This is a genomic window from Desulfosarcina sp., assembly GCF_041551955.1.
Taxonomy (GTDB): Bacteria; Desulfobacterota; Desulfobacteria; order Desulfobacterales; family Desulfosarcinaceae; genus Desulfosarcina.
This window is the reverse complement of the sequence record NZ_JBFELV010000023.1, coordinates 1-26,959: the sequence shown is the minus strand read 5'-3', so window position 1 is coordinate 26,959 and position 26,959 is coordinate 1. Positions and strand designations below refer to the sequence as shown.

General features: G+C 55.7%; 26 protein-coding genes. 13 read left to right on the top strand and 13 right to left on the bottom strand.

Going from position 1 to position 26,959, the window contains the following annotated elements:
* Nucleotides 1-707: MFS transporter (locus tag ABYV26_RS03405; RefSeq protein ID WP_372678174.1), on the top strand; the 707-nt coding region annotated here is incomplete at its 5' end.
* A 24-nt stretch (nucleotides 708-731) separates the two neighbouring features.
* Here ABYV26_RS03405 and wrbA read toward each other — a convergent pair.
* The 7 genes from wrbA to ABYV26_RS03370 all read right to left on the bottom strand — a co-directional run bounded on the left by wrbA (nucleotide 732) and on the right by ABYV26_RS03370 (nucleotide 7,156).
* The gene (wrbA, locus tag ABYV26_RS03400) at nucleotides 732-1,343 is read right to left on the bottom strand and encodes an NAD(P)H:quinone oxidoreductase (protein ID WP_372678172.1); all 612 of its coding nucleotides are present in this window, start codon (nucleotides 1,341-1,343) and stop codon (nucleotides 732-734) included.
* 38 nt (nucleotides 1,344-1,381) lie between these two features.
* Nucleotides 1,382-1,912: an NUDIX domain-containing protein gene (locus ABYV26_RS03395; protein ID WP_372678170.1), complete on the bottom strand. Its 531-nt coding sequence runs from the start codon at nucleotides 1,910-1,912 to the stop codon at nucleotides 1,382-1,384.
* A 2-nt stretch (nucleotides 1,913-1,914) separates the two neighbouring features.
* On the bottom strand, nucleotides 1,915-2,511 hold the full coding sequence (locus ABYV26_RS03390) for a tetratricopeptide repeat protein (RefSeq protein ID WP_372678168.1): 597 nt from the start codon (nucleotides 2,509-2,511) through the stop codon (nucleotides 1,915-1,917).
* A gap of 186 nt (nucleotides 2,512-2,697) precedes the next feature.
* The gene (locus ABYV26_RS03385) at nucleotides 2,698-3,738 is read right to left on the bottom strand and encodes a glucosyl-3-phosphoglycerate synthase (RefSeq protein ID WP_372678167.1); all 1,041 of its coding nucleotides are present in this window, start codon (nucleotides 3,736-3,738) and stop codon (nucleotides 2,698-2,700) included.
* Nucleotides 3,731-4,888, bottom strand: coding sequence for a hypothetical protein (locus tag ABYV26_RS03380; RefSeq protein ID WP_372678165.1), 1,158 nt, complete (start codon nucleotides 4,886-4,888; stop codon nucleotides 3,731-3,733). The genes ABYV26_RS03385 and ABYV26_RS03380 overlap by 8 nt, the downstream gene beginning before the upstream one ends.
* Before the next feature lie 14 nt (nucleotides 4,889-4,902).
* Nucleotides 4,903-5,760, bottom strand: coding sequence for an HAD family hydrolase (locus ABYV26_RS03375; RefSeq protein WP_372678163.1), 858 nt, complete (start codon nucleotides 5,758-5,760; stop codon nucleotides 4,903-4,905).
* A complete protein-coding gene (locus tag ABYV26_RS03370) occupies nucleotides 5,747-7,156 on the bottom strand; it encodes a hypothetical protein (protein ID WP_372678161.1) in 1,410 nt (469 codons plus the stop codon). Before ABYV26_RS03370 ends, ABYV26_RS03375 begins: the two co-directional genes overlap by 14 nt.
* A gap of 124 nt (nucleotides 7,157-7,280) precedes the next feature.
* Here ABYV26_RS03370 and ABYV26_RS03365 point away from each other — a divergent pair, with 124 nt between their 5' ends.
* Nucleotides 7,281-8,531: a glycosyltransferase gene (locus tag ABYV26_RS03365; RefSeq protein WP_372678159.1), complete on the top strand. Its 1,251-nt coding sequence runs from the start codon at nucleotides 7,281-7,283 to the stop codon at nucleotides 8,529-8,531.
* Here the strand turns inward: ABYV26_RS03365 and ABYV26_RS03360 are convergent.
* The gene (locus ABYV26_RS03360; protein ID WP_372678157.1) at nucleotides 8,459-10,207 is read right to left on the bottom strand and encodes a sugar phosphorylase; all 1,749 of its coding nucleotides are present in this window, start codon (nucleotides 10,205-10,207) and stop codon (nucleotides 8,459-8,461) included. The genes ABYV26_RS03365 and ABYV26_RS03360 overlap by 73 nt on opposite strands.
* A 142-nt stretch (nucleotides 10,208-10,349) precedes the next feature.
* Between ABYV26_RS03360 and ABYV26_RS03355 the strand changes: the two genes are divergently transcribed.
* Nucleotides 10,350-11,615 carry a glycosyltransferase gene (locus ABYV26_RS03355; RefSeq protein WP_372678155.1) on the top strand — a complete coding sequence of 422 codons (1,266 nt, stop codon included), beginning with the start codon at nucleotides 10,350-10,352 and terminating at the stop codon, nucleotides 11,613-11,615.
* Nucleotides 11,616-11,725: 110 nt separating this feature from the next.
* On the top strand, nucleotides 11,726-12,187 hold the full coding sequence (gene sixA / locus ABYV26_RS03350; protein WP_372678153.1) for a phosphohistidine phosphatase SixA: 462 nt from the start codon (nucleotides 11,726-11,728) through the stop codon (nucleotides 12,185-12,187).
* A gap of 86 nt (nucleotides 12,188-12,273) precedes the next feature.
* On the opposite strand, the gene ABYV26_RS03345 is transcribed toward sixA, so the two are convergent.
* Nucleotides 12,274-12,852, bottom strand: coding sequence for a hypothetical protein (locus ABYV26_RS03345; RefSeq protein ID WP_372678151.1), 579 nt, complete (start codon nucleotides 12,850-12,852; stop codon nucleotides 12,274-12,276).
* 4 nt (nucleotides 12,853-12,856) lie between these two features.
* Nucleotides 12,857-14,956: a hypothetical protein gene (locus tag ABYV26_RS03340; RefSeq protein WP_372678149.1), complete on the bottom strand. Its 2,100-nt coding sequence runs from the start codon at nucleotides 14,954-14,956 to the stop codon at nucleotides 12,857-12,859.
* A 380-nt stretch (nucleotides 14,957-15,336) separates the two neighbouring features.
* On the opposite strand from ABYV26_RS03340, the gene ABYV26_RS03335 reads away from it, so the two are divergent.
* Nucleotides 15,337-16,347 carry a 3-oxoacyl-ACP synthase III family protein gene (locus ABYV26_RS03335; protein WP_372678147.1) on the top strand — a complete coding sequence of 337 codons (1,011 nt, stop codon included), beginning with the start codon at nucleotides 15,337-15,339 and terminating at the stop codon, nucleotides 16,345-16,347.
* A gap of 123 nt (nucleotides 16,348-16,470) precedes the next feature.
* Here the strand turns inward: ABYV26_RS03335 and ABYV26_RS03330 are convergent, their stop codons facing one another.
* Nucleotides 16,471-16,722 carry a hypothetical protein gene (locus ABYV26_RS03330; RefSeq protein WP_372678145.1) on the bottom strand — a complete coding sequence of 84 codons (252 nt, stop codon included), beginning with the start codon at nucleotides 16,720-16,722 and terminating at the stop codon, nucleotides 16,471-16,473.
* Nucleotides 16,723-16,917: 195 nt separating this feature from the next.
* Between ABYV26_RS03330 and ABYV26_RS03325 the strand changes: the two genes are divergently transcribed.
* From ABYV26_RS03325 to ABYV26_RS03310, 4 genes are all read left to right on the top strand, one after another.
* Nucleotides 16,918-17,610: a DUF2760 domain-containing protein gene (locus ABYV26_RS03325; protein WP_372678143.1), complete on the top strand. Its 693-nt coding sequence runs from the start codon at nucleotides 16,918-16,920 to the stop codon at nucleotides 17,608-17,610.
* A 115-nt stretch (nucleotides 17,611-17,725) separates the two neighbouring features.
* Nucleotides 17,726-20,512, top strand: coding sequence for an Hsp70 family protein (locus ABYV26_RS03320; RefSeq protein ID WP_372678142.1), 2,787 nt, complete (start codon nucleotides 17,726-17,728; stop codon nucleotides 20,510-20,512).
* Nucleotides 20,509-20,733: a hypothetical protein gene (locus tag ABYV26_RS03315; RefSeq protein ID WP_372678140.1), complete on the top strand. Its 225-nt coding sequence runs from the start codon at nucleotides 20,509-20,511 to the stop codon at nucleotides 20,731-20,733. The genes ABYV26_RS03320 and ABYV26_RS03315 overlap by 4 nt, the downstream gene beginning before the upstream one ends.
* 11 nt (nucleotides 20,734-20,744) lie before the next feature.
* Nucleotides 20,745-23,477: an ATP-binding protein gene (locus ABYV26_RS03310; protein ID WP_372678138.1), complete on the top strand. Its 2,733-nt coding sequence runs from the start codon at nucleotides 20,745-20,747 to the stop codon at nucleotides 23,475-23,477.
* Nucleotides 23,478-23,522: 45 nt separating this feature from the next.
* Here the strand turns inward: ABYV26_RS03310 and ABYV26_RS03305 are convergent, their stop codons facing one another.
* Nucleotides 23,523-24,584 (bottom strand): cation diffusion facilitator family transporter, encoded by a 1,062-nt coding sequence (locus tag ABYV26_RS03305; protein WP_372678136.1) that lies wholly within the window; start codon nucleotides 24,582-24,584, stop codon nucleotides 23,523-23,525.
* Nucleotides 24,585-24,708: 124 nt separating this feature from the next.
* Here ABYV26_RS03305 and ABYV26_RS03300 point away from each other — a divergent pair, with 124 nt between their 5' ends.
* The gene (locus tag ABYV26_RS03300; RefSeq protein ID WP_372678134.1) at nucleotides 24,709-25,065 is read left to right on the top strand and encodes a cytoplasmic protein; all 357 of its coding nucleotides are present in this window, start codon (nucleotides 24,709-24,711) and stop codon (nucleotides 25,063-25,065) included.
* Here ABYV26_RS03300 and ABYV26_RS03295 read toward each other — a convergent pair.
* The gene (locus ABYV26_RS03295; protein ID WP_372678133.1) at nucleotides 25,049-25,240 is read right to left on the bottom strand and encodes a hypothetical protein; all 192 of its coding nucleotides are present in this window, start codon (nucleotides 25,238-25,240) and stop codon (nucleotides 25,049-25,051) included. The genes ABYV26_RS03300 and ABYV26_RS03295 overlap by 17 nt on opposite strands.
* A 327-nt stretch (nucleotides 25,241-25,567) precedes the next feature.
* On the opposite strand from ABYV26_RS03295, the gene ABYV26_RS03290 reads away from it, so the two are divergent.
* From ABYV26_RS03290 to ABYV26_RS03280, 3 genes are all read left to right on the top strand, one after another.
* Nucleotides 25,568-26,128 carry a DUF177 domain-containing protein gene (locus ABYV26_RS03290; protein ID WP_372678131.1) on the top strand — a complete coding sequence of 187 codons (561 nt, stop codon included), beginning with the start codon at nucleotides 25,568-25,570 and terminating at the stop codon, nucleotides 26,126-26,128.
* A 6-nt stretch (nucleotides 26,129-26,134) separates the two neighbouring features.
* Nucleotides 26,135-26,314: a hypothetical protein gene (locus ABYV26_RS03285; protein ID WP_372678129.1), complete on the top strand. Its 180-nt coding sequence runs from the start codon at nucleotides 26,135-26,137 to the stop codon at nucleotides 26,312-26,314.
* A 204-nt stretch (nucleotides 26,315-26,518) separates the two neighbouring features.
* Nucleotides 26,519-26,959: hypothetical protein (locus ABYV26_RS03280; RefSeq protein ID WP_372678127.1), on the top strand; the 441-nt coding region annotated here is incomplete at its 3' end.

Here is a 26,959-nt window from a genome sequence, read left to right as displayed (position 1 = left end):
GATGGCAATCGCCATTTTGGGTTATGGGCGTTTTGGGATGCATCGGCGCCATCGCCTTGTTTTTTATCATCCCCAACGAACCTGAGCCGGCAAGTCAAAAAATATCACCCGCTGAATACCTCGGCGCCTATTCGCGCCTGATCGCCAACAAGCCGGCATTGGGTGCTTTGGGGTATGTTTTTTTTACTAGTGCGGCCAACGACAATCTATTCGTGGTATATGGGGCCTGGCTGGAAAAAAGCTTTGGCCTGGGCATCGTTGCCCTGGGATTGGGGACCAGCCTCATTGGTGTGGCCGAACTATTGGGAGAAGGGCTCACCGCCGCCGTCTCCGACCGCTTCGGCTTGAAGCGCGCGCTGATTGTCGGTTTGAGCCTGTCCGTCCTGAGTTACGTTGCGCTGCCTTTTCTGGACACGTCCCTGACGGCTTCCCTGACCGGTCTGGCCATTCTTTTCTTCATTTTCGAATTCACCATGGTCACCAGTCTGACCCTTTGCACCGAGATACTGCCCGGGTTCCGGGCTACGATGATGTCCGGTTTTTTTGCTACAGCAGGCATCGGGAGAATGGTTGGGGCGCTGATGGGTGGCGCGGTCTGGCAGGCCGGCGGCATCCTTGCCACGGGCTGCCTCTCAGGCGGACTTACTTTTCTGGGGATGCTCTGCCTGATGCGCGGGCTCAAGGGGTGGGATCGGGTCGACAACTGATCAATACGCGTCCCAAACGCCCATTCAGGCCTTCAGCTTGGAAGCAATCGCAGCGACGTGCTTGCCCTGAAAACGGGCAGCGTCGAGTTCATTTGGGCTTGGCATTCTTTCACCCGAACCGCCAGCAATCGTCGAGGCGCCATAGGGAGACCCCCCGGTTATCTCATCGATTCGCATCTGCCCCTGAAATGCATAGGGCAGCCCCACGATCACGAAACCGTGGTGCAGTAATGATATATGAAAGGACAATATGGTTGATTCCTGCCCCCCGTGCTGCGTTGCGCTGCTGGTGAACACACTTCCGACCTTGCCCACCAAGGCACCTTGCGCCCACAGACCACCGGTGGCATCCAAAAACTGACGCATTTGTCCGCACATATTGCCAAACCGTGTCGGTGTTCCAAAAATGACGGCATCGGCAGAAGCCAGCTCGTCGACTGAACAGATCGGCACATGCGACATTCTTTGTTGCGCCTCGACGGCCCCCATTTTTTCAAGCACCGCTTCAGGGAGCGTTTCAGGTACGCGCCGCATGACCGCTTCTGCACCTTTTATTTCCCTGATTCCCTCTGCAACCGCCTCGGCCATTTGGTGTACATGCCCGTAGGTTGAATAAAAGACGATCAGTATTTTCATAACAGGGTCCTCCTTCATGGTGTTTCGGTTTATTCGATTTAGGCCGCGCGGTTGGCAGCCATTTGCAGCCCAACGATGGTTTTGGCATCCTGAATTTCACCGTCAATGACCATTTTTATGGCCAAGCGCAACGCTACCCGATGAACAACCAGCAGCTCATCCTCATCCAGTTTCTGGGCCGTCTGGGTGAGATCGGTAGCCAAAAATAGGTGAATGCGCTCGTCCGAGTATGCCGGAAGCGGGGTGATCTCCGCCAGTCGATCAAAATGCCGGGCCGCATACCCGGTTTCCTCGATCAACTCCCGTTCGGCGCATTGACGGGCGTCTTCCCCCGATTCTAAAGTGCCTGCCGGAATCTCCCAGATGAAACCGCCTACCGCATGGCGATACTGTTTCAAGAGGATCACTGAACCGTCATCCATCACCGGCACAATGGCCGCCGCACCGGGATGCCGGATTATCTCCATATCCAAGCTGACGCCGTTGGGCAGGGTAATGTTCTCCGCGTAAAAATCGAACACCCTACCCTTTCTGATCAGGGTGGTCTGGTTGCCAATCGCTTTATCCATTTTCAATTTTCGTGTTTCTCTTTGATGTGGTCAACCAGTTCACGCACGGTCTGGCCCCCGGGAGACTTCGCATTGGGGTTGAGTGCCAGCAATGACTCCCAAGCGGCCAGGGCATTCTTCTCATCCTTGAGGTCATGGAAAAGGACGATCCCCTTGTTGAATCGTGAAATTTCATGGCTGGGATCGATCGTCATGGCCCGGTCAAAGGCATCCACCGCTTTATCCGGGCTGCCGCTTCGGCGGTACATCACGCCCAGATCCGTCCAGACATTGGCGTCGTCGGGCGCGATGGCCAGGGCCTTTTCATAGGCGTCGATGGCCGGTTCCGGTAGGTTGGCATCAAAGTAGTGATGTCCCAGGTCGATCCAGGCCGTGACGTCCTGGGGATTTTTCTCGGTCTGTGCCTTGAGCATATCGATTGCCTGTTGCCGTTCGACGTCCATGCCTGCCGCTGGCGCGGATTGATGAGGATCGACAATCGTACCGCTTTTGTAAATGCCGAAGGCGACGCCCGCAACAAATCCGATCAGCAGAGACGCCACGACGAACCAGATGACATTTTCTGATTTGACATATCCGGCCACCTTTTTTTCTGCCATATTGTACCTTTCTTATTCCAGACACACTGATCCAACGTATGGGTTGGTCTGCCGATCCGCTGCCGAGCACGATAGCCGGCCACGGCCTACCCACAGCGGTGGCGGTGGATGCGGACAACGGCAGAAGCCATTTTTGATGTAAACCATATTCATAAGCACGATATTGAGCATCTGCACCCGCGACGATTATTTTTTGATACAGAGATCATTGGGACGCGAAGGCGGCGAAACGTTTCTCGACGGCGACGTTGACGACCGATGCGTGGACCTTTCCAAATATTCCGTGATCTGAGATATCGGCGGCCGCTCGAACTGCGCAAGCCCATGCATTTGTGGTTGGAGCCTGTCCCGTATCCGGTTGTACTGAATCATTTCATCGAAGATTTCCTGTTTGATGTCCAGCCGGTTCAAGTTCTGGACACGGTTCAAGAAGGTCTTGATGATCACGAAGGCCATACGCCCCAGCGCTTTCGTATCCTGGTTCTTGTGTACCCGCCGGTCAAGATCGACCTGGGCCATCACATCCAGGCCCCATTTTTCATGGATGTCGATCAGCATGCCGGTCTCCACCCCGTAGCCGATGTGAAAGGGAATGTTTTCGAAGATATCGCGATATCCCGCGTACTCACCGGATAGCGGCTGGACGAACTGGGTCAGGTCGGGCATGAACAGTGAAAACAACGGTCGTGTCACCAGTTCCGTGACGCGTCCGCCGCCGGTGGGATGCAACGTATGATCTCCTATCGAGATGGGGCGGTCGTAAAAGGCCTTGGTAAAACGGATGCGGTCCGAAAGCAGCAACGGACCCAGCAACCCATAGCCAAACCGATGGTGAATGTTTTTAATGTCCGCATCGATATAGACGATGATGTCTCCCCGGGTCACGTAAAGCGCCTTCCACAGGTTCTCGCCTTTTCCCTTGAATTTTTCCAGGTGCGGCAAGATGTCGTCGGCCTGGTATACGGTCGCCTGGTAGGATCGGGCGATGTGACGGGTCCTGTCCGTCGAGCCGGAATCGATGACCACGATCTCATCGATAAGCGGGTAGCGCGTCATCAGTTCCGATTTCATGACGACGATCTCCTTGGCGATGGTCTTTTCCTCGTTCAGCGTGGGCAGGCATAAGGAGATGGCGATATTTTTGCGCTGTTTGGCGTCGACCAGGCGGTCGAGGTCCTTGAATTCGGAATGGTGAAAGGTGTTCGATTGGATCCACTTTTTATTCATCACACACCCCATTGTCCATGGCCATGATCAGTGACGCTATTTGAGATATGCCCTTGAACATCGGCTCGATTTCGATTTTGGCGCCATCCTGATGATAATTGTTTCCACGGGTCAATCCCAGGGTGACTGCCGGAATCTTGCGCTGCAAAAAAATGGACAGGGCCGTTTCACTGGGTTCACTCACGGCTTCCACGCCCAGGCGATTCAAAATTCGGGCGGCGCATTTGACCAGGGAATGATTGTACGGCATACGGGTTGCGTTGAGATTGCTGATGCGGTTGAGTTTCAGATCAACCGCGAAGGCTTTGTTGATGTCATCGACGATGTCTCTGATATCGCTGTACAGCGCTTTGACCATCGCATCGGCATCGCTACGAATTTCGAAACCGATGTTGGCGTCATAAGCGATATTTCCATGGTTGAACCCACCGGCAATCTTGCCGATGACAATCTGTGTGCGCGGTTTTTGGGGCAGGCGCAGCCCAAGAATCGCATTGATGACTTCGTTGATGACGATGATCGCATTCGGCTGGTGGTGCCTGCCCCATTGCCGCTCGGAGGCGATGCTGCAACTGATCTCCCCCCGGATCATACCGTCGGAATAGTAGTTGAGTCGACCCAGTTCCACGCTCTCAAGACAGATGGCACCCCGGATCGGCTTTGGCCAGGTTTGGAGCAGCCGGCGGATGCCTCTCAGGTTCCCCCGCGCCAGGCTATGATTGGGGGCAACCAGAACGATGTCCGATTCAAAGGTCAGCCCCAGCCGCCTGAAAATTTCCGGCAGGGAGGCCAGGACGCCGACGGCCGCCGAGTTGTCCGATACACCCACGCCGGTGATGGTTTTATCCGTCACCTCGTAGTGCGGATCGGCCTGCACTTCTGAAAAGGTGTCGAGGTGGGCGACGACAAAGATGGAATGCTCCTCCGTCGATGCACCACGAATTACACCGATGGGATTGCCGAAATCATCGATACTGCATTCGTCCACCTGGAAATCGGCCAGGCGCTCCACCAGGCACTCAGCGCGCCGTTGCTCGTAAAAAGTGGGTGCGGAAACCTGTCCGATGAGTACGATGTTGCTGATGATGATTTCACGTATCTTGCGAATCTGGTCTACGAATGACGGCAACACGTCGAGATATCTTTCCATCATCTCCTCATTGATTACGGATTGTCGACGCCGGCGATCAACTGACGAAGGTCGGTGACCGTCAGATCCGGCGAGACATCCCTGCAGTGGATATCGGATTCTCTGAGGCGCAGGGATCGCCGGTCACCGGCATAGAGGGCGGTCTTGAACCCGACCGCCTTGGCCGGCAGAATATCGTTTTGCATGTCGTTGCCCACCATCAGAACAGACCCAGCCGGAATCCCCATGCCGAGGAGGGCTGCTTTTGCAAGATTGAACATATGCATCGATGGTTTGGCATGTCCTTCCCGCCAGGAGAAAAAAAGTAATCGTCGATCGAACCCACCCATCTCGAGTGGTGTCCCGAGAAACCACTCCAGCAAACAAACCGTGTAAAACTGAGCGTTGGAGATGAGCCCCATCGGGATCGTGCAGGTTTTGCATGCCCATAGCAGATCTTTTAAGCCGGGCATGGGATAGACCGGGTTTACCATCAGTTCATACTCCAGGGCGAAATTTTTTACCCGAGAGATGTCATCCATACCAAGCACCTGCCGCCATATCTGAACGATATCCACCTCAGGGTAATCGATCCCCAGTTGGCGCGAGGCGTCATGGCTTCGCGCGATGGCCAGTTCCAGCGCTTCGGCGAGGCGGTCCGGCGTCTGGTGAAGGCCGTATCGATGCAACAAATCGTAACCCCCGTCAACGCTTTCCGTCGGCTTCTGGTTGAACCCGATGTCCCCTGCCCCGCTGACCAGCAGGGTGCCGTATACGTCGAAGAGCATGGCCGAAAAGGGCTGCAATTTCGACAGATCCGGGGGAATCCCGGTGGGGATCGGCGCCATGGGGCGGATGTGCCGCCGGCATATGGCGTTTCTATCCGGGATCATATGCACCCCATTGGAGCAGTGAAAACCGGTCGAGGTCGAAGAACGACTCTCGCAAGGCACGCTTGTCAATTTGATGGCAAACCGGATACTGGGCGACCTGATCGTATATGGCCATGAGACGGCGCCGGTATTGCTCGGCGCCGTAATTCTGCATGATTGCCCGTCGGTTGTTTTCGATAATCGCCGACGGGTTTGACACCTCCCCGGGGTGGGACAGCCATGGATTCAACCGCACCAGTTCCACCTTGGCCGATGGGTCGGCGATCAACCGGGCAATCAACTGGCGTTGAAATTTCTCGCTCAACAAGCCAAAATCAATGGTCTCGCTGCGGGTCAGACGGGCAAAGGCGCGGTTTACCCGATCGACCACGACCGGGTGACCGTATCGATCAGCAGCGTTGAAAACCGAAAGATGCCAGTCGCGGGAAAAGGTCCTGGCATCAATCCAGGCTAAAGGAACATTGAATTGGTCGTATAAATAATCCAGCCGAATCCCGTTTTCCTCAAAGTCCGCGCATATCTTTCCGAGCCGTCGTCCCCAGAGCAGCTTGCCGGCCGTCCAGGGTTCGAGAAAAGCGAGCCCGAAGCCTTCGGAAATGCTCGTGGTCACCATCGACGCCGAGTTTCCGATAAGCACAGGAAAGGCGACGCGAGTCCCCGCTTCAAAATCAACCCGCAGATGGTGTTGCCGCACCCAATCGACCCAATCCCGGTAGCTGGCCGTATCCATCGGGCTGTTCGGCGGCTGGGTGACGGCAATGTGCTGTTCGTTGTCGAGGAACATGGACAATAAAATGGCCTCGCCCAGGTTCTTGCGGCGAATGGCGCGGACCGGGTAGAGAATGGGTTTCTTCGGACATCGGCCTCCGTTGCCGGCAAGGCCTTGGACGGCATTGGGAATGTGGTGAAGCCCTGCGCGATCCAGACCCGCCTCGATCAGGATATCGGCATCCCGGGCGTTGATCACACCGAAATGGCAGTCGGCCGGATAGTCCTCGTTAAAATATAGATCGGGACGTCCATCTTCGGCGAAATCATGGATTTGCAAAAAAAGGTTGACCCCTGCTTGCTGGAGTTTTTTAATGATTTGAAGAAATTGCCGGTTTTTGGCCAGGGTCGGGTTATGCACATGCAGGACGTCGCATCCGCCGGGCCACTTTTCATTCAGCGCCTCGAGCGCCCGCCCGGCAACCATGTCGGCTGCTGGTGTTGAAACGCCCGGCTGGTCGTAGCCCAATTCGGGGATCTCCACCACCGGGCAAGGCAATTCGCAAGTCGCCCGGTCTCCGGTCAGAACGAGGGTGTCAAAAAAGCCATGGATGGCCTCGACCTGCCGCTTGAGGACAGTGGTGACGCCGCCCGTTTTCAGATGGTAGTGAACAAATGCGACTTTCATGGGTCCTCCGCAACGGAATCATCGATCCTGGACCGCTTGTCGGAGTCGTCTTGGCATGCAGTGCCATTGTTGAGTAACCGGGTCGGTTTGTCAACCGCCTGGGGTCGCGTCTGAAGGAGCCACAATGGGTAAAAATATCGGTTTTGTGTCCACCCGCTTCGCAGGAACGGACGGGGTGTCCCTGGAGGCGGCCAAATGGTCGGAGGTTTTCGAGCGAAGCGGCCATCGCTGTTTTTGGTTTGCCGGCGACCTCGACCGGGATCCACAGCGGAGCTTCATCGTCCCGGAAGCCTTTTTCAAGTATGAAACCAATCAGATCATCGATGCGGCCATCTTTGGCAGGAATCGGCGAAGCCCCAAAACAACCCGGGCGATTCATCATCTGGGCGCGCGCCTAAAAAAACGGCTTTATGAATTCATCGATCGGTTCCAGATCGACATGCTGGTGGCCCAGAACGTACTGACCATTCCCATGCACCTGCCGCTGGGGCTGGCCATGACCGAACTGATTGCCGAGACCCAGATTCCCACCGTGGCGCATCATCACGACTTCTACTGGGAACGGACGCGATTTTCGGTCAACGCCGTGGGCGATTACCTGCGCATGGCTTTCCCGCCCAACCTGCCGAACATCGAGCACGTGGTCATCAACTCTGCGGCCCAGGAGGAGCTGGCCCTGCGAACGGGCATCTCATCGGTGGTCATTCCCAATGTGCTGGACTTCGAAAATCCGCCCGCATATGATGAAAAGGATACCCATGCCTTTCGACAGCGCATCGGTCTGGCAGCGGAAGATCTCCTGATCCTCCAGCCGACTCGCATCGTTCAGCGCAAAGGCATCGAGCATGCCATCGATCTGGTACACCAGCTGCAGGACCCGCACTTCAAGCTCTTGATTTCCCACGAGGCCGGCGACGAAGGCTTCGAGTACGCCGACTGGCTCGCCGATCATGCCCGCGAGCGTGGGGTGGACCTTCGATTGATCGCTACGCGCGTTCCCATCGCGCCGGACCGGCCGACCCTCTGGGAGCTCTATGCACATTCCGATTTCATCACCTACCCCAGCCTTTATGAAGGCTTCGGCAACGCGTTTATCGAGGCGGTTTATTTCAAGAAGCCGCTGTTGATCAACCGCTATGCCATTTTTGTGCGCGACATCGAACCCAAGGGGTTCGAACTGATTGTCATGGATGGGTTTCTGACCAAAAAAAATGTCCAGAAAGTTCGGGAAGTCCTCGAACAGCCGGCCCTGCGGGAACGGATGACGACGCACAACTATGCCGTGGCCGCCCGTCACTACTCCTACGCCACGCTGCGCCGAAAATTGGACAACCTGATGGCCACCTTCTTCGGTGTCAACCAAACGGTTTCATAGGCGTCGATGGTTATTTCACCGGCCTTGTACAGCCTGCCGTCGAGAAGATCGGCAACCTCCGAATGTGCCTTCTCGCCCGGCAGACCCACGCTCAGGGTGTCGCTGGAGAAGTTGGTCAGTGCATACATGGTCTGATCCGGGCAATAGCGTCGCATCCCGAATATCCGGTCGTCGAGGGGAAGTATTTCCGTACCGGCCGACGGATGAAAAGCAGGCTGACAGGACCGGGTGCGGAGCATGCGGAGATAGGGATGGAAAACTTGCGCCCTAAGCCGTTGCGGATCTTCCAGTTGCGCGCAGACGGCGTCGACCGAAAGCCGCTCGCGATTGATGGTTCTTGCCCGCCCGGTAATGCAGACCCCCTCAGCCCAGTTGCGCGAACCCAAAAGACTGTGGATGTAGATACCGGGAACCCCGGGCAGGGCCAGCACCACCGCCTGGGCGGCCAGGAAGCGGGCAACCTGAAACGAATCTTCCGCAACGGCTGGATTTTTCAACGCATCCAGAAAGGTGATGTTCAGCTCATAAGGACTGTTGCCGCCGTCCGGGTTGCCTTTTTCAGAAACCAGACCGCCGTTTTGGCGAACGCGGTCGGCCAGCCAAGCTATCTCCGATGCAGGCAATATTCCCTCCAACGGGCGAACACCGATGCCGTCATGGGAGGCGCTGAAATTAAAAAACGTCGTGCCTGCCGATGACGCCGCCAGGGTTTGGGCCCAGTCGGAAAAAACGCGGGCGTTGCCTTTAGCCAGCGAATAAAGCAGCAGCGGCGGCAGGGAAAAGTTATAGACCATCTGGGCCTCATCGCCACCACTGCCAAAATAGCTGATATTTTCAAGGTGAGGCACGTTGGTTTCGGTGACGATGGTCACACCGGGTGCCGTCAGGTCCAGGATCCTGCGAAACAGCCGGACCATGTCGTGGGTCTGCGGCAGGTGAATGCAGGGGGTACCAATCTGTTTCCACAAGTAGGCGATGGCGTCCAGCCGAATGATACGGGCGCCCTGGGAAACATAATAGCGCAGCGTCCTTACCATGTTTTCCAGGACGTCGAGGCTCCGATAATTGAGGTCGATCTGATCGGCGCTAAAAGTGGTCCACAGATGAACCCGCTGACCGGATCGCTTCTGGAACGCGGTCAACAGGGGCAGGGCCCGGGGCCGGGTCACCGCGGAGAGGTCTGCCGCCGGGTCGACCTCGATGGCCAGCTCATCGAACCCCTTTTCATCTGCCAGATAGGACTTGAACCATTGGCTTTTTGCGGACACATGGTTGGCCACGAGATCGACCATCAGCTTGAACTCCTCGCCGATGGCCTGAATATCCGCCCAACTGCCCAACTCGGCGCGCACCGCTTGAAAGTCAGTGACCGAAAAACCGTCGTCACTCGAATAGGGGAAAAAGGGCAGGATGTGAATACCTGAAATGACCCCCTTGAGATGGTCTTTGCAAAAGCGGTGCAGGGTCTGCAGTGGTAGTTCTTTTTTGCGTGAAAGCGTGTCGGCGTAGGTAATGAGGAAAATATCCGCCTGGGTGAAAAGTTCCGTTTCCCCAGCCGGCGGCTCGGGTGAAACGGCATCCAGAACCGCCGCAAGGCGTGCATAGGCATCAGCGCCTTTTTGCCGGCCATATATCCGGTTTAGAATCGCCTTTATTTCGTTCTGTCTCTTTTCCAAAACAGGTCGTTTGCCCAATTGCCGGTTAAAGCCATTGACATCTACGGTCAATTGATGTTTTTTTTAAACAACTGCTGCGGGTTAAGGGACGATCCTTCTTGAAATACAATACCCTCTCCTTTTCGAACCGTAAGGTGTCGCTATGTACATTCCCTTCGACAAGGTTCATAACATCGGCTTCGTCTCCACCCGATTCGCCGGAACGGATGGTGTCTCCCTGGAAACCGAAAAATGGGCCGGCGTATTCGAAAAAGAGCGGTTCCAGTGTTTCTATTTTGCCGGTGAGCTGGATCGCGGTCCGGCTCAGGCTTTCTTGGCGCCCAAGGCCCACTTTATGGACCCGGAAATCCGGACGATTTTCAACACCGCATTCGGTTCTACGGCCAACCAGGTCAGGGACCGCCAACTGACCACGCAGATTCAGGCAATCAAGGAGCACCTTAAGGATCAGCTATACGATTTCATTGTTGAATTCAACATCGATCTGCTGGTCCCCGAGAATGCGCTGACCATCCCCCTCAACATTCCCCTCGGTCTGGCGATTACCGAATTGATCGCCGAAACGGGTTTGCCGACCATCGCCCACCACCACGATTTTTTCTGGGAGCGCCGGCAGTTCAAAACCAATTCGGTCTGGGATTATCTCAACATGGCCTTCCCGCCTCATCTGCCGACCATCCGCCATGTGGTCATCAATTCATCGGCCGACAACCAGCTCGGCCTCAGGACGGGTATTTCCGCGACCCTCATCCCCAATGTCATGGATTTCAAGAATCCACCTCCGCCGCCGGATGACTATGCCGGCGACGTGCGCCAGGCGCTGGGGCTCGATCCGGATGAACGCTTGATTCTCCAGCCCACCCGGGTGGTAAAACGCAAAGGAATCGAAAATGCCATCGAATTGGTCAGTCGGTTGGGATCAAAAGCCCGTCTGGTCATCTCGCATGCCTCCGGAGACGAGGGGCACGACTATGAGAAACGCATCATCGACTATTCCCGGCGCATGCAGGTCAACACCCTTTTCGTCTCGGACATCATCGGCGACCGTCGCGGAACAACCGCCGACGGTCGCAAAATCTACACGTTAAACGACATCTATCACCATGCCGATTTCGTCACCTACCCCTCAACAATCGAAGGTTTCGGTAACGCTTTTTTGGAAGCGGTCTATTTTCGCAAACCGATCATGGTTAACTGCTACTCCATTTACACCTTCGACATCAAACCCAAAGGATTCACGGCCGTTGAAATAGACGGATATGTGACCGATGAAGCAGTCGCGCACACCCGCTCGCTGCTCGAAGATGAAGGGCTGCGAAAAAAAATGGTCGAAACCAACTATGCGCTCGCCGAGAAATTCTATTCCTATGAGGTGCTTCACGATAAATTGATGAATCTGATGGTTTAGGGTAACCGGTTTGATTGGTTCAATCCGTTTGTTGGTTTAATTGGTTGGATTCGAGAACCGGTTTGGGGATAAATTCTGTAAGTTAGATACGAACCTGTCGAGGAGGCCCCATGGCGTTATATGTGGTTCAACACGGAAAAAGCCTGCCCAAAGCCGAGGATCCGGAAAAGGGGTTGTCGGCCGAAGGCAAGGAGGAAACTGAACGAATCGCCGGTGTGGCCAAAGGCTACCGGGTGAAGGTTTCACGAATTGTCCACAGCGGTAAAAAAAGGGCGCGGGAAACCGCCGAGATCCTTGCCTCGCTGCTGTCGCCGGCAGATGGCCTGGGGTCTGGCGGCGGCATGAACCCACTGGATGACGTTCGCGCCTTCGCCGACAGCCTGGACCTGGACCAGAACGTGATGCTGGTCGGCCACCTGCCCTTTCTGGAGCGATTGATCGGCCTGCTGGTGTGCGGCGACCCGGACCAGACCGTGTTCAAGCTGCAAAACAGCGGCATCCTGTGCCTCGATCGCCTTCCTGAAGTCAACCACCCGGTCATCCGCTGGGCCTTGATGCCATCCATCGGTTAGCCTGAATTGGTATTCAGACAGGTGCCGGTTGACATCCGATATAGGGGTTGGATTTGGTTCGCGAGCCGGTTTTTATAGACGGTTGGTTATTGCCTTTTTTTAAGGGCTTCCCACATTTTTTCCGGCGCCTGGATGACCAGTCGATCGGGCTGGATGACAATGGTCTGAGACTCGGGACGGTATCCGTCTATAATCTTTTCGGCCTGTGAAACGAGTGCGTCGATTTTCATACCGGATAGGGTGCTGACGATTTTCAGGTCATCGTCGGCCTGCTGATACAGATAATCGAGCCGGTCGCAGGCCACGCGGTAAAAGGCAGTCTTTTGCGCGTATCGATCAATGTATGCCTGGATTTCGGCCATCAGCATCAAATCGTATAGTAGCCTCGGGTTTTTCAAGGCTTCCGCCTCGGTGTCGATTTCTTTCTCCCGCCATTCCCGCCGCGCCTCGGTTGCGATGACCTCCAGTTGCGCCGACAGGGCCTCCTGGATTGTGCCGGCATCCGTCTTTCTCTCGGCCATCTGACCTTTGAGCAAGGCGATGTCCGCCATGGTTTGACGCAACCGTTCCGCGTGGTTTTCGGCCACGGCGGACGATGGCCATGCCAGCCATACCCAAAAAATGACGGACATGATAGATGGACAGGTAATTATGGATGGCTTCACTATTCTATTTTCCTGCGGCCATAAGCCTGCGTTTCAGGTCCTCGGAAAGGAACAGCCGGGTTTTGGGATTACCCCAGTGGGACATGTGTTTCAGATTGACCAGTTCGATCTGATCCCCCTGCCAGTCGGACAGGATGGCGACCACTCGGGGTGAAAGACTGGAAAGGCTGTTCAGGGAGAGTCCCTTGCCCTTCCATCGGGACAGGTGAACGGCGGCCTCAGGCGACAGCTCCGTCAAGCCGTTCAACCCCAGCCAATCCCCCTCCCAGGCAGATAGATGGCGAGCCGCATCCGGTGACAGGTCGGTCAACGCGTTGAGGAACAAATCTTTGCCCTTCCATGCGGTCAGACAACGTGCAGCCGCCGGTGACAGCTTGGTCAGCCTGTGTTTCTGGGAAAAATCACCATCACAGATCTTTTTCCAGATGGTTGCGTTGTCTGTGTCTGCGACCCGGTTGTGGTTGCCGGGCTTTACCGCTGCGGTTGGCATGCGTGTTTCGATATCCTGCCAAATGGACGCCAGCGTGCGCGTCGATGCCGGAACCGCGTCGATGTTCAACCGAGCCAGTTCACTGCTGTGTATTTTTAGGACTTCATCCGTCTGTGCAATGAACCCATCGATGTCGATATCGCTGGTTTTACCAGCCATCAGGGCCAGCAATGCTGCCTTGCGGGAGAAAAACAGCAACGCTTCGCTGCTCCTGACAAGGGTATTCTGCGGGTTTTCCAGTTTTTTGATATAGGTATATCGCCGTTGAATCGCCGAAAGCCCCATACTGACGCTCGGATCCGCCATCGCAGATGTAAATGGGATCTTGCCTTTGCCCGCGCTTCCGACCTTATCGGCAATCGCTTGGATTTCAGAGTCGATTCCGGCCTGGTAATAGGCGCGCAGTTCCCCGATTTCCGCATTTTTTTCGATGATTCGGCGTCGCAACCGGTCCAGGTTGTCGGCGGCCGTGCCGAGACGGGATTGATCGGACAGGCCCTGATCGTCGGCCAACGGCTTATTTACCTGAGGCGTCGAGGCAGCGACGATCTCGCTACCCCGGCCATTGGTGTCCGTATCCGGGGCAGCGGGCTTGGACGCGAGCAGGTTTTTGGGAATGTCGTAAACATATCCTCCCAGAGCGAGGGCCATCGCTACCAAAATGGTTGCGACAACTGATGCCGGAACGGCTTTCTTCTGCCTGGAGACGGCAGGTGGTGACGCTTGACGCAGGGGTTCTGGATGCTGCCGGCCTTTCGAGGGGGCGGGCATCGGTTCGGTTGACGATTGCGGGTCGATTGACGGACATTTTACCCGAGGCCCTTCGCCCGCCTCGGGGGTCTCTGTCTCATGCCTGGCCGGTGTGGCTGTCTGGGGGCCGTCTGGGGGGTCAAGGTCGTCATCTGTTTTTCGATGGGCAACGATATCATCGTCAACCAACTTTTTTTCTGACGCGTCGACGGCTGCCGTTTCCGAATCCGAGTCATCTGAAACGGTTTCCGCCAGCGGGGAATCATTGTCATCGGATGCGATCGCGTTCAATATATCTTCGATATCATAGGAACCAGGCGGGGATTCCTCGTCCTTTAAATCGACGGGAGGCGCGTCCTCAGGCCCTGCATCATCATCCGTATCGGCTTCTTTGAGAACCTTTTCCGGACCCGCGGAGAGATCATCAGCCGGTTCGGATTCAGGCGCATCGCCCGTTTCTCTTACCGCATGTTCGTCAGTCAGCCCATCGCTCTCAATCTGGGCCATGATACTCTCGAAAGCCTTTTGCTGAGCCTCGTCCAGACTGTCATCGGCGCTGTCATCTGAATCGACGGGTTTTTCATCGGCTGTGGTTTCGATATCTTCGTCGCGTACAGCCGGTTCGGCGTTGCCCCATTCCTGTTCGTCTTCATCCCCAGTCCCTTTATCAGAGGAACTGCTGGATGGTTTTTCTTTTCGGCTGTCGATGTCCGCCAGAATGTTTTGGAATGCAGCCGATTCGGCTTCCTTCGCCTCGGCGGAAGTGTCATGGCGGCTTTCTCCCGGATTGTCGATTGCTGCCACACGTGTAGCCGTCGACGGTGATTCGTCTTTGTTGAGTGACGGTTCTTTTGTTTTTCCCATCATCGGCCACCACTCGCTATCGTCGCATGAACGATCAAACCCGGTTTTATCCCCGTAACGGTAGGTCAGTCTGGATTCGCCCCTGGATGCGTCGAGGTTCTTCAAACGCAATTAAGATATCGTCGAAAGTCCAACAAACTTAAGGATTTTATCTGTTTTCTGTCATTTTCAGGACCCTGTTTGGCCCGCAAATCGGCTTTTTTACACGCCACAGGCATTGTCCTTCAACCGAGCCCATCCTGTTCGAATAATCGATCACACCAACATAACCAGATAAATTTCTTGATCATTTTTCTAACCGGGTTTATATTCCAACCGCATATGCGGCAAAAATTAGGCGCAGGTAAACGGGGGAGCATTGCACCAAGGAGTCAGTCACCATGAAAAAAACCATGATCAAGGGAACCGGCCGTCATGTACCCGCCCGCCTTGTCACCAATGACGATTTAGCAAAGTGGATGGACACATCCAACGAGTGGATCATTCAACGCACCGGCATTGAACAGCGCTACTGGATCCCCGAAGCGGGTGGCATCGGCGCCTCAGACCTGGGGTTGGAAGCTTCAACAATCGCCATGGAACGCGCCGGATGGGCCCCTGACGAGATCGATCTGATCATTTTTGCCACATTGAGTCCGGATCTTTTTTTTCCCGGTTCCGGTTGTCTGCTAGCCCATAAACTGGGCTTGTCGTCCACACCGGCGCTGGATATCCGCCAACAGTGCACCGGTTTTTTATATGGCCTGGCCACCGCTGACGCCTACATACGCAGCGACTTGGCCAAGCGCGTGCTTCTGGTTGGCGCCGAGGTGCACAGCACCGGCCTCGATATTTCGACCCGGGGCCGGGATGTAGCGGTCATTTTCGGAGACGGGGCGGCGGCTGTCTGCCTGGAAGGCATGGATACGGATGTCCAAGAGGGCGTTCTATCCTCGTGTTTGCATGCCGACGGTTCCCTGGCCGAAAGCCTGATGACTTTCGCGCCTGCATCGCGTGAAAATCCAAGACTCGATGAAAGCATGTTGAAGGAAGGAAAACATTTTCCCACCATGGACGGCAGAAATATTTTTAAAACCGCCGTTCGGCGTCTTCCAGAGGTGGTAGGGGAAGCCCTTAAAAAAGCGGATATTCCATTGGCAGCAGTCGATCTGTTCATCCCCCATCAGGCCAACCTGCGGATCAATCAGGCATTCGCCAGGGCGCTGGATCTTGCCGAATCAAAAGTCTTCAACAACATTCAGCGGTATGGAAATACCACGGCAGCCAGCATTCCGCTGGCACTGGACGAGGCGATCGAAAAAGGCCTGGTCGGCGCCGGCAGCACCGTCATGTTCCTGGGGCTGGGTGCCGGGGTCACCTGGGGAGCCGTGCTTTATCGATTCTCCGCTTAACGACCCCCATACCGGCGATGGGAAGTCGGTTTACGATTCCGTCAATGGTTGGTTGGTAACGAAACCGCGACGTGTAGCAGCTGGTGGAGGGACGAGGCGGGCAAAGGCGACGCAGAGAACGATCTATTTTTCGTCTCTGGATTCCTGGAAGATCGCGTGGGACTCCACGGGCGAATAGGACCGTGAGCAGGAAACGCTGTTGGCAAGCACCCTGCGGATCTTGTCAAGGGACATGCAGTTGTCCATACAGTCGGGAAAAAGATAACGGTCGATACATTCCCGGCACGGGCTTTTCACCAGGTAGCCGATATCAAAGTCAAAGCGATGTCTGTATTTATTTACCATGGAAATCGATGATACGTTTTGGTGATTCATTTGCCGGCAGCGCCTTTTTTTTGGGCCATACAAACCGGGACAGATCACTTGATCTTTATGTCTTCATGTTTAGCATACCCGGTTGACCCGCACAAGCCAAAACCCGGTATATGATGATCTCGACACGGCCGCCGGTATTCACCTGAGAGGCCGATAAAGCACCCAACCATTCAAACCCTGACAGGTGGCCGCCCCATGAATCATGTTACGGTGATCAAATCCTTTTCGTTGCGCTCCTTCTTTCTAACGCTTTTTTTTTCGACGCTCCTGTTTGGCATCATGGCTTGTTTCTATTGGCGATCCCAGGACCTAGGCGAACCGCTGAACCTGATGGAGTATGCTTGGTTGTATGTTTTCCTGACTTTTTTCGGAATGCTGCAGTGGCTGTTTCAAAAAGAGATTCTGGTCAAGCTGACGGGCCGCCAAGCCCCTGCTGCACGGACCCAAAAGCCGTCCGCCGCGATGTCGCCGGAATCCGATACGGATCGAAAGCAGCGACACAATCATGAACAGCGACTTTTTGTGCACCTTTTTTCCGTGCTCCAGCGTGAGGGTCGGTTAATGGATTTTCTCCAAGAGGATCTCTCCCTTTACGAAGACGGCCAGATCGGAGCCGCCGTGCGCAGCATCCATGAAAACTGCAAGAAGACCGTGGACCGCTATCTCTCGCCGGAACCGGTCATGAAGCATGCCGAAGGCGAGACCGTCGAGATCGCTGCCGGATTCGATCAGCATGCCGTCAAACTGGTGGGCAACGTGGTCGGCCAACCGCCCTTTTCGGGTATATTGCGCCACCGGGGATGGCAGCTGCGGTCCATCTCGCTGCCGAAATTGTCAGAGGCGGAGAACCCGAAGCTCATCGCTCCTGCAGAAGTTGAGATCCAGTAATCGCTTTTAACCCAACTCCGACACGCCACCTTCATCCCCCGGCCGTCAAATGGGGGCCCGGTGGTTGGATCGGCAAGACACCCATCGCCAGGGTCAAACCTGAAAGGGGATATCCTTGACTTCGGAAAGCCGTATTGTCGTCGGCATCGATCTGGGGACCACCAACAATTCGGTTGCCTATGTAAACCTGGGGGATGCCGAACGTGACCGCCCCATTATCCAAAAATTCCCCGTCCATCAGTTGATCGGCCCCGGAGAGTTCGCCCCCCATTCCGTCCTACCCTCGTTTATATACATCCCCGGCGAATACGACATCGCCGATCAGGACATGGCCGCCCCGTGGACCATCGATCAGCGAAGCCGGGATGACCGAAATTTTGTGGGCGCATTTGCCCGCGACCATGGCGGCAAGGTGCCGGCGCGACTGGTCTCGTCAGCCAAAAGCTGGCTGTGCAACAAACGGGTGGATACCCGGGCCAGGATTTTGCCCTGGGGAGCCGAGGACGAGGTGTTCAAGGTTTCGCCGGTCCAGGCGTCGGCCGCCTATCTCAAACACATCCGCAAGGCGTGGAATGTGGCCATGCAGGATGATGAGGAGCGTTATCTGGAGAACCAGATGGTGGTCGTCACCATACCCGCCTCCTTCGACGAGGTGGCCAGGGACATGACCCTGGAAGCAGCCCGCATGGCAAGCCTTCCGGATGTCATTTTGCTGGAGGAACCGCTGGCCGCATTTTACAGCTGGCTGATGCGGCACGAGAATGATTGGCCCGACCACGTATCCACCAACCAGTTGATTCTGGTTTGCGACGTGGGCGGTGGCACCACGGATTTCACGCTCATCTCACTGCGCATGGCAGACGGCAGCCCCCGATTCGAGCGGATCGCCGTTGGTGATCATCTGATCCTGGGAGGCGACAACATGGACTTGGCCATTGCCCGCAGCGTGGCCCGCCGCCTGGGAAAGTCACCGTCCGCCATGGACAGGGATGCCTGGAAAACGCTCTGCCATCAATGTCGCCGCATCAAGGAAGATATTCTGGACGGCGTGTCGGACAGCGGCCGGGTCACCCTGATGGGCGCAGGATCGAGTCTGATTGCCGGCACCCTGACCGCCCAAATCAACCGCCAAGAGATCGAAACGATCGTTTTGGAGCAATTTTTTCCGCTATCCGGATCCAGCAGCCATACGGATTCTTTGGAAGGAAGCGCCTCATGGGGACTTCCCTATGAAGCCGATACCGCCATTACCGGCCACCTGAATCGTTTTCTGGAGCGGCATCAGGCGGATGTAACGGCGGCCATCGGAATCGTCGATCCCTGTCCTGACCTGATCCTTTTCAACGGCGGGTCGCTGAAGGCGCAGGTGCTTCAGGATCGCATCCAGGAGGCTGTTCGCCATCGTTTTTCGCGTGATTCAGGCCCAGTGGTCCTGGACAACCGAGAGATGGATCTGGCGGTATCATTGGGTGCAGCCTACTACGGGATGGTCAAGGCAGGCATCGGTGTCCGCGTCGGCAGCGGAAGCCCCCGCAGTTTTTACGTGGGCGTGGGTACTGGCGATTCGCCTGGCAGCGGTGGTGCAAAGCAGGCGGTGTGCCTGGTGGAACGTGGGCTGGAAGAAGGCAGCGCCATCACCCTACCCGACCGCGTGTTCAAGGTCCTGGCCAATCAGCCGATAGCCATCGATCTGTTCAGTTCCAGTTTTCGATCCGGCGACCATTGCGGTGATCGGATTGACATCGACGACAGCCTGACCGCCCTGCCGTCGTTGAATACGGTTATTCAGTTTGGCGACAAGGGCATCCAATCCGAAATTCCCGTTCGTTTAGAGGCGAGTTATACCGAGGCGGGCACCCTTGAAATCTGGTGCCAGTCCTTGACCTCGCCTCACCGGTGGCAGCTGCGTTTCCAGCTGAGGGGAACCGTTGCGTCCGAAGCGGTGGCCGAAAGGGAAATTTTCGAGGCATCTCGGGTCGAACAGGCCCAACAGGTCGTTCGATCGGCGTTTGCATCCGGTGGTGACCGGTCGCGGCTGCCCCGCCTGATATCCGATCTCACCGACGCCCTTGACTGCCCCCGGGATCGTTGGCCGCTGAGTCTGCTGCGAGATCTGGCCGACACGCTGCTCGATGGGGTGGCAGCCAGAAAGGATTCTGCCGCGAGTGAAGGCCGCTGGATGAACCTGCTTGGATATTGCCTGAGACCGGGCATGGGAGAAGGTTTTGATCCGCATCGCGTCAAAAAACTGTGGCGGATCTACAAAAAAGGGCCTGTCCACACCAACGCCCCCCAGGTACGCGTTGAATGGTGGATCATGTGGCGACGGGTGGCCGCCGGTCTCAGCCCCGGCCAGCAACGCCAGTTTTTTCAGGACATCTCCACTTCGCTGGTGCTGAAAAAAGGCTCGCGTATTCCCCGGCAGGAATTCACCGAAATGTGGATGGCGACGGCAAATTTGGAACGCCTGCATGTCAAGGACAAAATAATCCTGGGACGCCAGTTGATCGCCCAGTTTAAAACCCGAAAGCCCCAACCGCAGCTGTTGTGGACACTGTCCCGTCTGGGCGCCCGCGACCTGCTATATGGTTCCATCGACCGGGTGGTTCCGCCGACTGAAATCGTTGCCTGGGTCGCCACGATACTTTCCCTGACTTGGAAAAATCCGAAACCGGTGGTTGAGATGCTTTCCCACCTCGGCCGGAAGACCGGCGACCCTCTGCGAGACATCGATCTGGAGACCTGTGATGCAATTGTCCAATGGATTGCGTCTGCCGGCGATTTTCCCGAACCGCTGACACGCCTGACCCAACCCGCTTCACGAAAACCGAATGAACGAGATGCCATTTTCGGCGAATCTTTGCCTGCCGGCCTGATCCTGGAGGAAGGAGCTGTCCCATGACCCGTGATAAAATCAACGGCAGACGCCTGGTGGGTCTTTTTTTACTGGGCATGCTGCTGTTCAACTTCCCTTTGCTCCACCTGTTTAACCGATCGGCACTGGCTTTGGGCATTCCCATTTTATATCTTTATCTGTTCGCCGCCTGGGCGCTGATTATTTTCCTGATATTCATGATCAGCCGCTCCAAGCCGGACACTCCGTTTCCGGATCATAGCGAGTAAGGGAAGTTGGCATGCTGGCAACGGAAACCGTCATCTTCGTCTCCTTGTGCTACATCGGCGTCTTGTTTGGTATCGCCTATTACGGCGACAAGCGTGCCGACCTCGGCAGGAGCATTATCAGCAATCCCTACATTTACGCGCTCTCTCTTGCAGTTTACTGCACCGCTTGGACGTTCTACGGCAGCGTAGGGCGTGCCGCCTCAGCCGGTCCGGCCTTTCTGACCATATATCTGGGACCCACCTTGATGGTCACGCTGGGCTGGTTGGTATTGAAAAAGATCGTCCGCATTTCGAAAATTCACCGAATTACCTCAATCGCCGACTTCATCGGCTCGCGCTACGGAAAGAGTATGACCCTGGGGGGTGTGGTGACCGTCATCGCCGTGCTGGGCATCATTCCCTACATCTCACTCCAGCTCAAGGCCATATCCTCCAGCTTTCTTCTGATCCATCAATACCCGTCGCTAAAACCGCTGTCCTATCCGGGCAGCATCGGGCTGTGGAGCGACACCACCTTCTACGTGGCGCTTTTCTTGGCGGTTTTTGCCACCCTTTTCGGTACCAGGAACCTCGAGGCCACCGAACGCCACGAAGGTCTGGTGGCGGCGATTGCCTTTGAATCCATCGTCAAACTGGTGGCATTTCTGGCGGTGGGGACGTTTATCACCTTTTTCATTTACAACGGGTTTGCCGATCTCAGCCAGAGGGCCATCGCATCGCCCGAACTTCGTCTGCTGATGACCCTGCCGAAGGATGCCGGCGCATTCTCCAGCTGGTTCGCCCACATTTTCCTTTCCATGATGGCCATCGTCTTTCTTCCCCGCCAATTTCAGGTCATGGTCGTGGAAAATGTCAACGAAGCCCACTTGAATAAAGCCATTTGGCTCTTCCCCCTTTACCTGCTGGCCATTAACATATTCGTCCTACCGGTGGCCTTTGCCGGCATGCTCTCTTTCGGCTCCAGCGGCCTTGATGCGGATATGTTCGTATTGACCCTTCCCATGGCCAACAAACAGGTCTTTCTTACCCTGTTGGTGTTTATCGGAGGGATGTCGGCGGCAACCGGCATGGTCATCGTGGAAACAGTGGCCCTGTCGACCATGATCTGCAACGACCTGGTGATGCCGGTACTGCTGCACATGCCATCGCTGAAGTTATCCCAGCGCAAGGATCTGAGCAGTATCCTGTTATCCATTCGACGCCTGGGCATTATCCTGGTGCTGCTCATGGGATACGCCTATTTCCACTATGCCGGAGAATATTACACCCTGGTTTCCATTGGCCTGACTTCTTTTGCCGCAGTGGCCCAGTTTGCGCCGGCACTGCTGATCGGGATTTTCTGGAAAGGCGGGACCCGAACCGGTGCCCTGCTGGGGCTCGTGGCCGGTTTTTCCGTTTGGTGTTACACTCTGTTTCTGCCTTCTTTGGCCGGAGCCGGACTGATGCCCCAGGATTTTTTGGAACACGGGCCCTTTGGCATCGCTTTTTTAAAGCCCTTTGAACTGTTCGGCCTGGATGTGTTCGACCGCATCACCCATGCGGTGTTCTGGAGCATGCTGGCCAATGTGGGTTGCTACGCGGCCGGATCCCTGATCAGCAGGCCATCGGCCATGGAGCACACCCAGGCAGCCATGTTCGTGGATGTCTACCGGTATGTGGGCAGGGTTCATGACTCTTCCGTCTGGCGCGGGACCGCTTACCTGCCCGACCTCGTCTCCATGCTGGAACGGTTTTTGGGCAGAGAACGAACCGAAGCGGCACTGGACAATTATGCCCTGGAATATGGCATCGACTGGGACCAGTCCCTCACCCGGGACCCCGGGCTGGTCAATCACATTGAAAAACTGCTGGCCGGCGCCATCGGGTCGGCCTCGGCGCGGGTAATGGTCGCCTCGGTGGTCAAGGAGGAACCCCTTGGCATCGAAGAGGTGATGGATATCTTAAACGAAACCCGCCAGGCAATCATCTACAGCCGCGAACTGGAACGCGCCTCAGCGGAACTGCGGGCAGCCAACCAGCGCCTTCAAGAATTGGATCGGTTGAAAGATGAATTTATTTCAACGGTCTCCCACGAACTTCGAACCCCGCTGACGGCCATCCGCTCCCTTGCCGAGATTCTCCACGACTATCCGGATACGACCCCGGACCGTCAACGGGAATTTTCCAGTATAATCATCCGTGAAACCCAGCGGTTGACCCGGCTGATCACCCAGGTACTCGATTTCCAGAAATTGGAGTCGGGCCGCATGCGTTGGGCCATAACGACGGTGGATCTGAAGGATGTGGTTGAAGATGCGGTCAGCGCCACCGGCCAGTTGGTGGCAGAAAAACGAATAGGGATGCAGATGAATCTGCCGGACACCGCAAGATCCGTCGAAGGCGATCGTGACCAGTTGATCCAGGCCATGGTGAATTTGATCTCCAATGCCGTAAAATTCTGCGACCCGGACCGGGGGCAGATCGACATCCGACTGGAGGATGTCGACGACCGACTGACGGTGTCGGTCACGGACAACGGCATCGGCATCAGCGAGGCCGACCAGAAACAGATTTTCAACAAGTTTCAGCAGGTGATGGATCCGACCCGCGGACGCCCACCGGGAACCGGCCTGGGGCTCTCGATCACCCGCCAGATCATCCGCCACCACAACGGAGAACTGAAGGTCAGAAGCACACCGGGAAAAGGCGCCACTTTTTATTTTTCCCTGCCCGTGAAACCCATCGCCACCATTCCAGCGCAATGACCCCCTCCGGTACCCCTTCTGAGTCTCGTGGGGATAGGGCCTAAATCATCTATCGCCACCGAGCTTTACAAACGGTCCGATGCGTTCAGCGCTCCCCTTTCCTGCTTCCGGACGTTCTGAGCAGGTTTCCCAGCACGCCAGCGTCTTGCCATTTGGCAACACCGTTCCGCACGGGTCCATGTGAACCAGAACCCCCGCATTGCCCCCGAAATGCTCGACGAGCAACTTTTCCAATGCTTTGGCCTGGTTATGGGCATCATCGAGCAGGTAGTCCCTGGGAAGCACGAGGTGCAGATCGATGTGGACGAAATTTCCAGACCGCCATGCCCGCAGCTGGTGAATGTCGATCCAATCGTCCTGGCGATGTTTTTCAAGCAGTCGGGATATCTCGTCGAGAAGGTGGGGGTCGGATGCGTCCATCAACGCCGAAAAGCTCTGGCGCACCAGTCGGGTTCCGGTCACGAGGATATTGACGCCTACCAGGCAGGCAATGCCGCCATCCAACCAAAGCCAGCCTGTCAAGTGGACTAGCAGTAGTCCGACAACCACCCCCACAGAGGTGTATACATCGGTGAGCACATGCCTGCCGTCGGCGATCAGAGTCAAGGATTCCGTTTTTTTCCCAACGCTTACCAGTCCGATGCCAAGCAATAGGTTGATGGCTGCGGCAGCCACCAGAATGGCCAGGCCCGCCTGCAGGTTGGCAAGGGGTTGGGGCCTCAGCAGATGCGAGATGCCGGTCTTGAATATTCCGATGGCGGCAAAGATGATCAGTGCCCCTTCAAACCCGGCGGAAAAGTACTCGATTTTGCCGTGACCATAGGGATGATCGGAATCAGGGGGTTGTGCAGCCATCCAGATGCTCACCACGGCGAAAGCGGCGGCCACGACGTTGATAATGGACTCCAGCGCGTCGGAGAGCACCGCCGAAGAGCGAGTCAGGTGATAGGTATAGAATTTGACGGCCATCAGCGCTACGGAGACAGACAGAGAGATGCCGATAGTGGTCATGCGGAGCCTGAAAAGGTGCCCGTCTGCAGGGGGTGTCTTTTTTGGGGTATGCATGCGGGGAAGTATATGACGGGTGGCCGCAAACTTCAACAACATGAACCACCTCACTCCATGTTCACGCACTTTTTATAAACTCCGTGACACCTTGATCAAAATCAGCTATCTTATGCCTTCATATTATTACGAATTCACCATAACCTACAATGAATGGAGAACCTTCATGCCAGGACAAGAACAAATTGATTTTAAAGTGGATACCGCTAACCTTTACAGAGAGGACGCACTCACCGATCTCAAAGTGGCCTCCATTCGACGAATGGTGCCGGTCACTGCGGACGGCAAGGATGATTCCAGCCGGTCACCCGTCTTTTACGGCCACACGCAAATCCTCACCCCACAGGGACCGTTGCCCTTGCAGGCCAAATTAATGGCCAACAATCTGGCCGAAGCCATCCAGGCCTTTCCCGAGGCTATGGAACAGGAAATGGCCCGTATGGTAGAGCAGATCAGAAAGATGCAGGAACAGGAGCAGAATAAGCAGCACGATGACTCCCGAATTATCATGCCTGGCAGATAGAATGGATATCCGGGTCGATTGCTATGCCGGCTACCGGGACGAAGAGACGCCGCGGCGATTGACCATGGGTACACGCCAGGTCAGCGTCGTTTCCGTCCAGGATCGCTGGCTGGCACCGGATCACCGATATTTCAAACTTATCGGTGATGACGGCAGCCTTTATATCATCCGTCACGATCCTCACCAAGGCGGCTGGCAGCTAATCTTTTTTCGAGACAGGCCGCTTAAACCTTCCCCAGAACCACGCAAAGAACCATTCTGTTCCAACGATCAAAGAGCAAACAGCCGTCGATCTTCCCGACATTGAAGACTTCATCTTCTGAGGCGGGAAACCGTCGATCAACCGGGTTCAACGGGTAGGGGGTCAGGTTCCTCGACATGGAGCTTGCCGGCAATGAAGAAAAGCTGTAAAATCACTGACCGAACCGACGCCCCTGGCTGTTGCTAGCATGCCAGGAAAGCTGTACCAACGCATTGCATGCATACAGTCAACTAATTATTTATGTTTCGAATCCACATCGGCAGTATCACCGAACAGGGATTGGATCTGGACCAGCGAGAAGATGCAGCTTCACTGCCTCTGCTCAGTGAAGTTGCCGGCGAAGCAGAGGTAATTTTCAACCATCCCATTCATGCGCGCATTCATGCGAGGCTATCCGGAAAAACGGTTTTGATCGACGGTAGGGCTGAATCCAAAGTCCGTTTGCCATGCAGCCGATGCCTTGAACCTTTTGATATCAATATAGATACTAACTTTTCTGGAACGGCCGTGCCGGAAATTCCGGCCATGGATGATGCGGCCGCCGTGGATGACATCGAGCTCGCGGCAAAGGACATGGAGGTGATCGTCTACAGCGGGGACTACATCGATCTTGGTGACGAAATTGCCCAGCAGATCATCATGTCCCTGCCGTTTAAACCCCTGTGCCGGGATGCATGCAAAGGATTATGCAGCCGCTGCGGTGCAGATCTCAACCAAACGGCCTGCCGGTGCCAGCCCCAGGATGAAGGCGGCCCCTTTGCCGTGCTCAAAACGCGCAGGTTCCCCAAGAGACCGAAATAGGACGCCATGACCTTGCAGCTCATTGCCAGGGATCTTTATCGTTTTCAACAGGAGGTCGACCGCCTGGAAAAAGAACTGGCTGAGTCACCACCCGCCGCGCGCGATGCCCTAAAACTGAAACTCGCCAAGGCGAGGTCCGACCGGGATCTAATGAGACAGATGCTGGACGGTCGATTGGACCGGTAATTGCGGGAAACGCGGTAAAAAGGATCGGCGGCGTCTGTCGTCGAAGGCAATGATGGTTGACAACAACCATCAAAAACCGGTATATGCGTCCATCCGTTCCAGCCGAACAGGCCGCCATTCAATATTTTAGATTATATAATATCTTAGCTGGTTATGTCGAATTCCATCAACTATTGATTTCTCTACACACGTTCAGGAGCGACCATGGATTTTAAGCGCCACATCGAAACCGCCTGGAACCTGACCCTTGGCAATGTCGTCTCGCTGATACTCATCACCCTGGTCATGGTGGCGGTGAGTTCACTCACCCTGGGTATTCTGGCCCCGGTCACCCTGGCCGGCTACACCCAGAGCCTGCTCCAACTGATGCGCAACGGCCGGGAACCCAAAGTACAGGACCTTTTCGCGCACATGAATCTGTTTCTTCCCCTTCTGGGGTTCGGTTTCGCCGTGTTCGTGGCCACCGCCATCGGATTCATGCTGCTCTTTCTGCCCGGCATTGTCGTCGTGGTGGCGGTCACCTTCTGCTGCATTTACATGATGCCGCTGATGACCGACAAGAACATGGGCATCGTCGATGCGGTAAAGGAAAGCTATACCATGGGCAGGCGCGGTGAACTGGTCGATCACGTGGTGGTGGTCATC

Excerpts from the sequence above, each read along its gene's own strand:
- wrbA (WP_372678172.1), bottom strand. The coding sequence starts at position 1,343 with ATGAAAATACTGATCGTCTTTTATTCAACCTACGGGCATGTACACCAA.
- ABYV26_RS03395 (WP_372678170.1), bottom strand. The coding sequence starts at position 1,912 with ATGGATAAAGCGATTGGCAACCAGACCACCCTGATCAGAAAGGGTAGG.
- ABYV26_RS03390 (WP_372678168.1), bottom strand. The coding sequence starts at position 2,511 with ATGGCAGAAAAAAAGGTGGCCGGATATGTCAAATCAGAAAATGTCATC.
- ABYV26_RS03385 (WP_372678167.1), bottom strand. The coding sequence starts at position 3,738 with ATGAATAAAAAGTGGATCCAATCGAACACCTTTCACCATTCCGAATTC.
- ABYV26_RS03380 (WP_372678165.1), bottom strand. The coding sequence starts at position 4,888 with ATGGAAAGATATCTCGACGTGTTGCCGTCATTCGTAGACCAGATTCGC.
- ABYV26_RS03375 (WP_372678163.1), bottom strand. The coding sequence starts at position 5,760 with ATGATCCCGGATAGAAACGCCATATGCCGGCGGCACATCCGCCCCATG.
- ABYV26_RS03370 (WP_372678161.1), bottom strand. The coding sequence starts at position 7,156 with ATGAAAGTCGCATTTGTTCACTACCATCTGAAAACGGGCGGCGTCACC.
- ABYV26_RS03365 (WP_372678159.1), top strand. The coding sequence starts at position 7,281 with ATGGGTAAAAATATCGGTTTTGTGTCCACCCGCTTCGCAGGAACGGAC.
- ABYV26_RS03355 (WP_372678155.1), top strand. The coding sequence starts at position 10,350 with ATGTACATTCCCTTCGACAAGGTTCATAACATCGGCTTCGTCTCCACC.
- sixA (WP_372678153.1), top strand. The coding sequence starts at position 11,726 with ATGGCGTTATATGTGGTTCAACACGGAAAAAGCCTGCCCAAAGCCGAG.
- ABYV26_RS03340 (WP_372678149.1), bottom strand. The coding sequence starts at position 14,956 with ATGGGAAAAACAAAAGAACCGTCACTCAACAAAGACGAATCACCGTCG.
- ABYV26_RS03335 (WP_372678147.1), top strand. The coding sequence starts at position 15,337 with ATGAAAAAAACCATGATCAAGGGAACCGGCCGTCATGTACCCGCCCGC.
- ABYV26_RS03330 (WP_372678145.1), bottom strand. The coding sequence starts at position 16,722 with ATGAATCACCAAAACGTATCATCGATTTCCATGGTAAATAAATACAGA.
- ABYV26_RS03325 (WP_372678143.1), top strand. The coding sequence starts at position 16,918 with ATGAATCATGTTACGGTGATCAAATCCTTTTCGTTGCGCTCCTTCTTT.
- ABYV26_RS03315 (WP_372678140.1), top strand. The coding sequence starts at position 20,509 with ATGACCCGTGATAAAATCAACGGCAGACGCCTGGTGGGTCTTTTTTTA.
- ABYV26_RS03310 (WP_372678138.1), top strand. The coding sequence starts at position 20,745 with ATGCTGGCAACGGAAACCGTCATCTTCGTCTCCTTGTGCTACATCGGC.
- ABYV26_RS03305 (WP_372678136.1), bottom strand. The coding sequence starts at position 24,584 with ATGTTGTTGAAGTTTGCGGCCACCCGTCATATACTTCCCCGCATGCAT.
- ABYV26_RS03300 (WP_372678134.1), top strand. The coding sequence starts at position 24,709 with ATGCCAGGACAAGAACAAATTGATTTTAAAGTGGATACCGCTAACCTT.
- ABYV26_RS03290 (WP_372678131.1), top strand. The coding sequence starts at position 25,568 with ATGTTTCGAATCCACATCGGCAGTATCACCGAACAGGGATTGGATCTG.
- ABYV26_RS03285 (WP_372678129.1), top strand. The coding sequence starts at position 26,135 with ATGACCTTGCAGCTCATTGCCAGGGATCTTTATCGTTTTCAACAGGAG.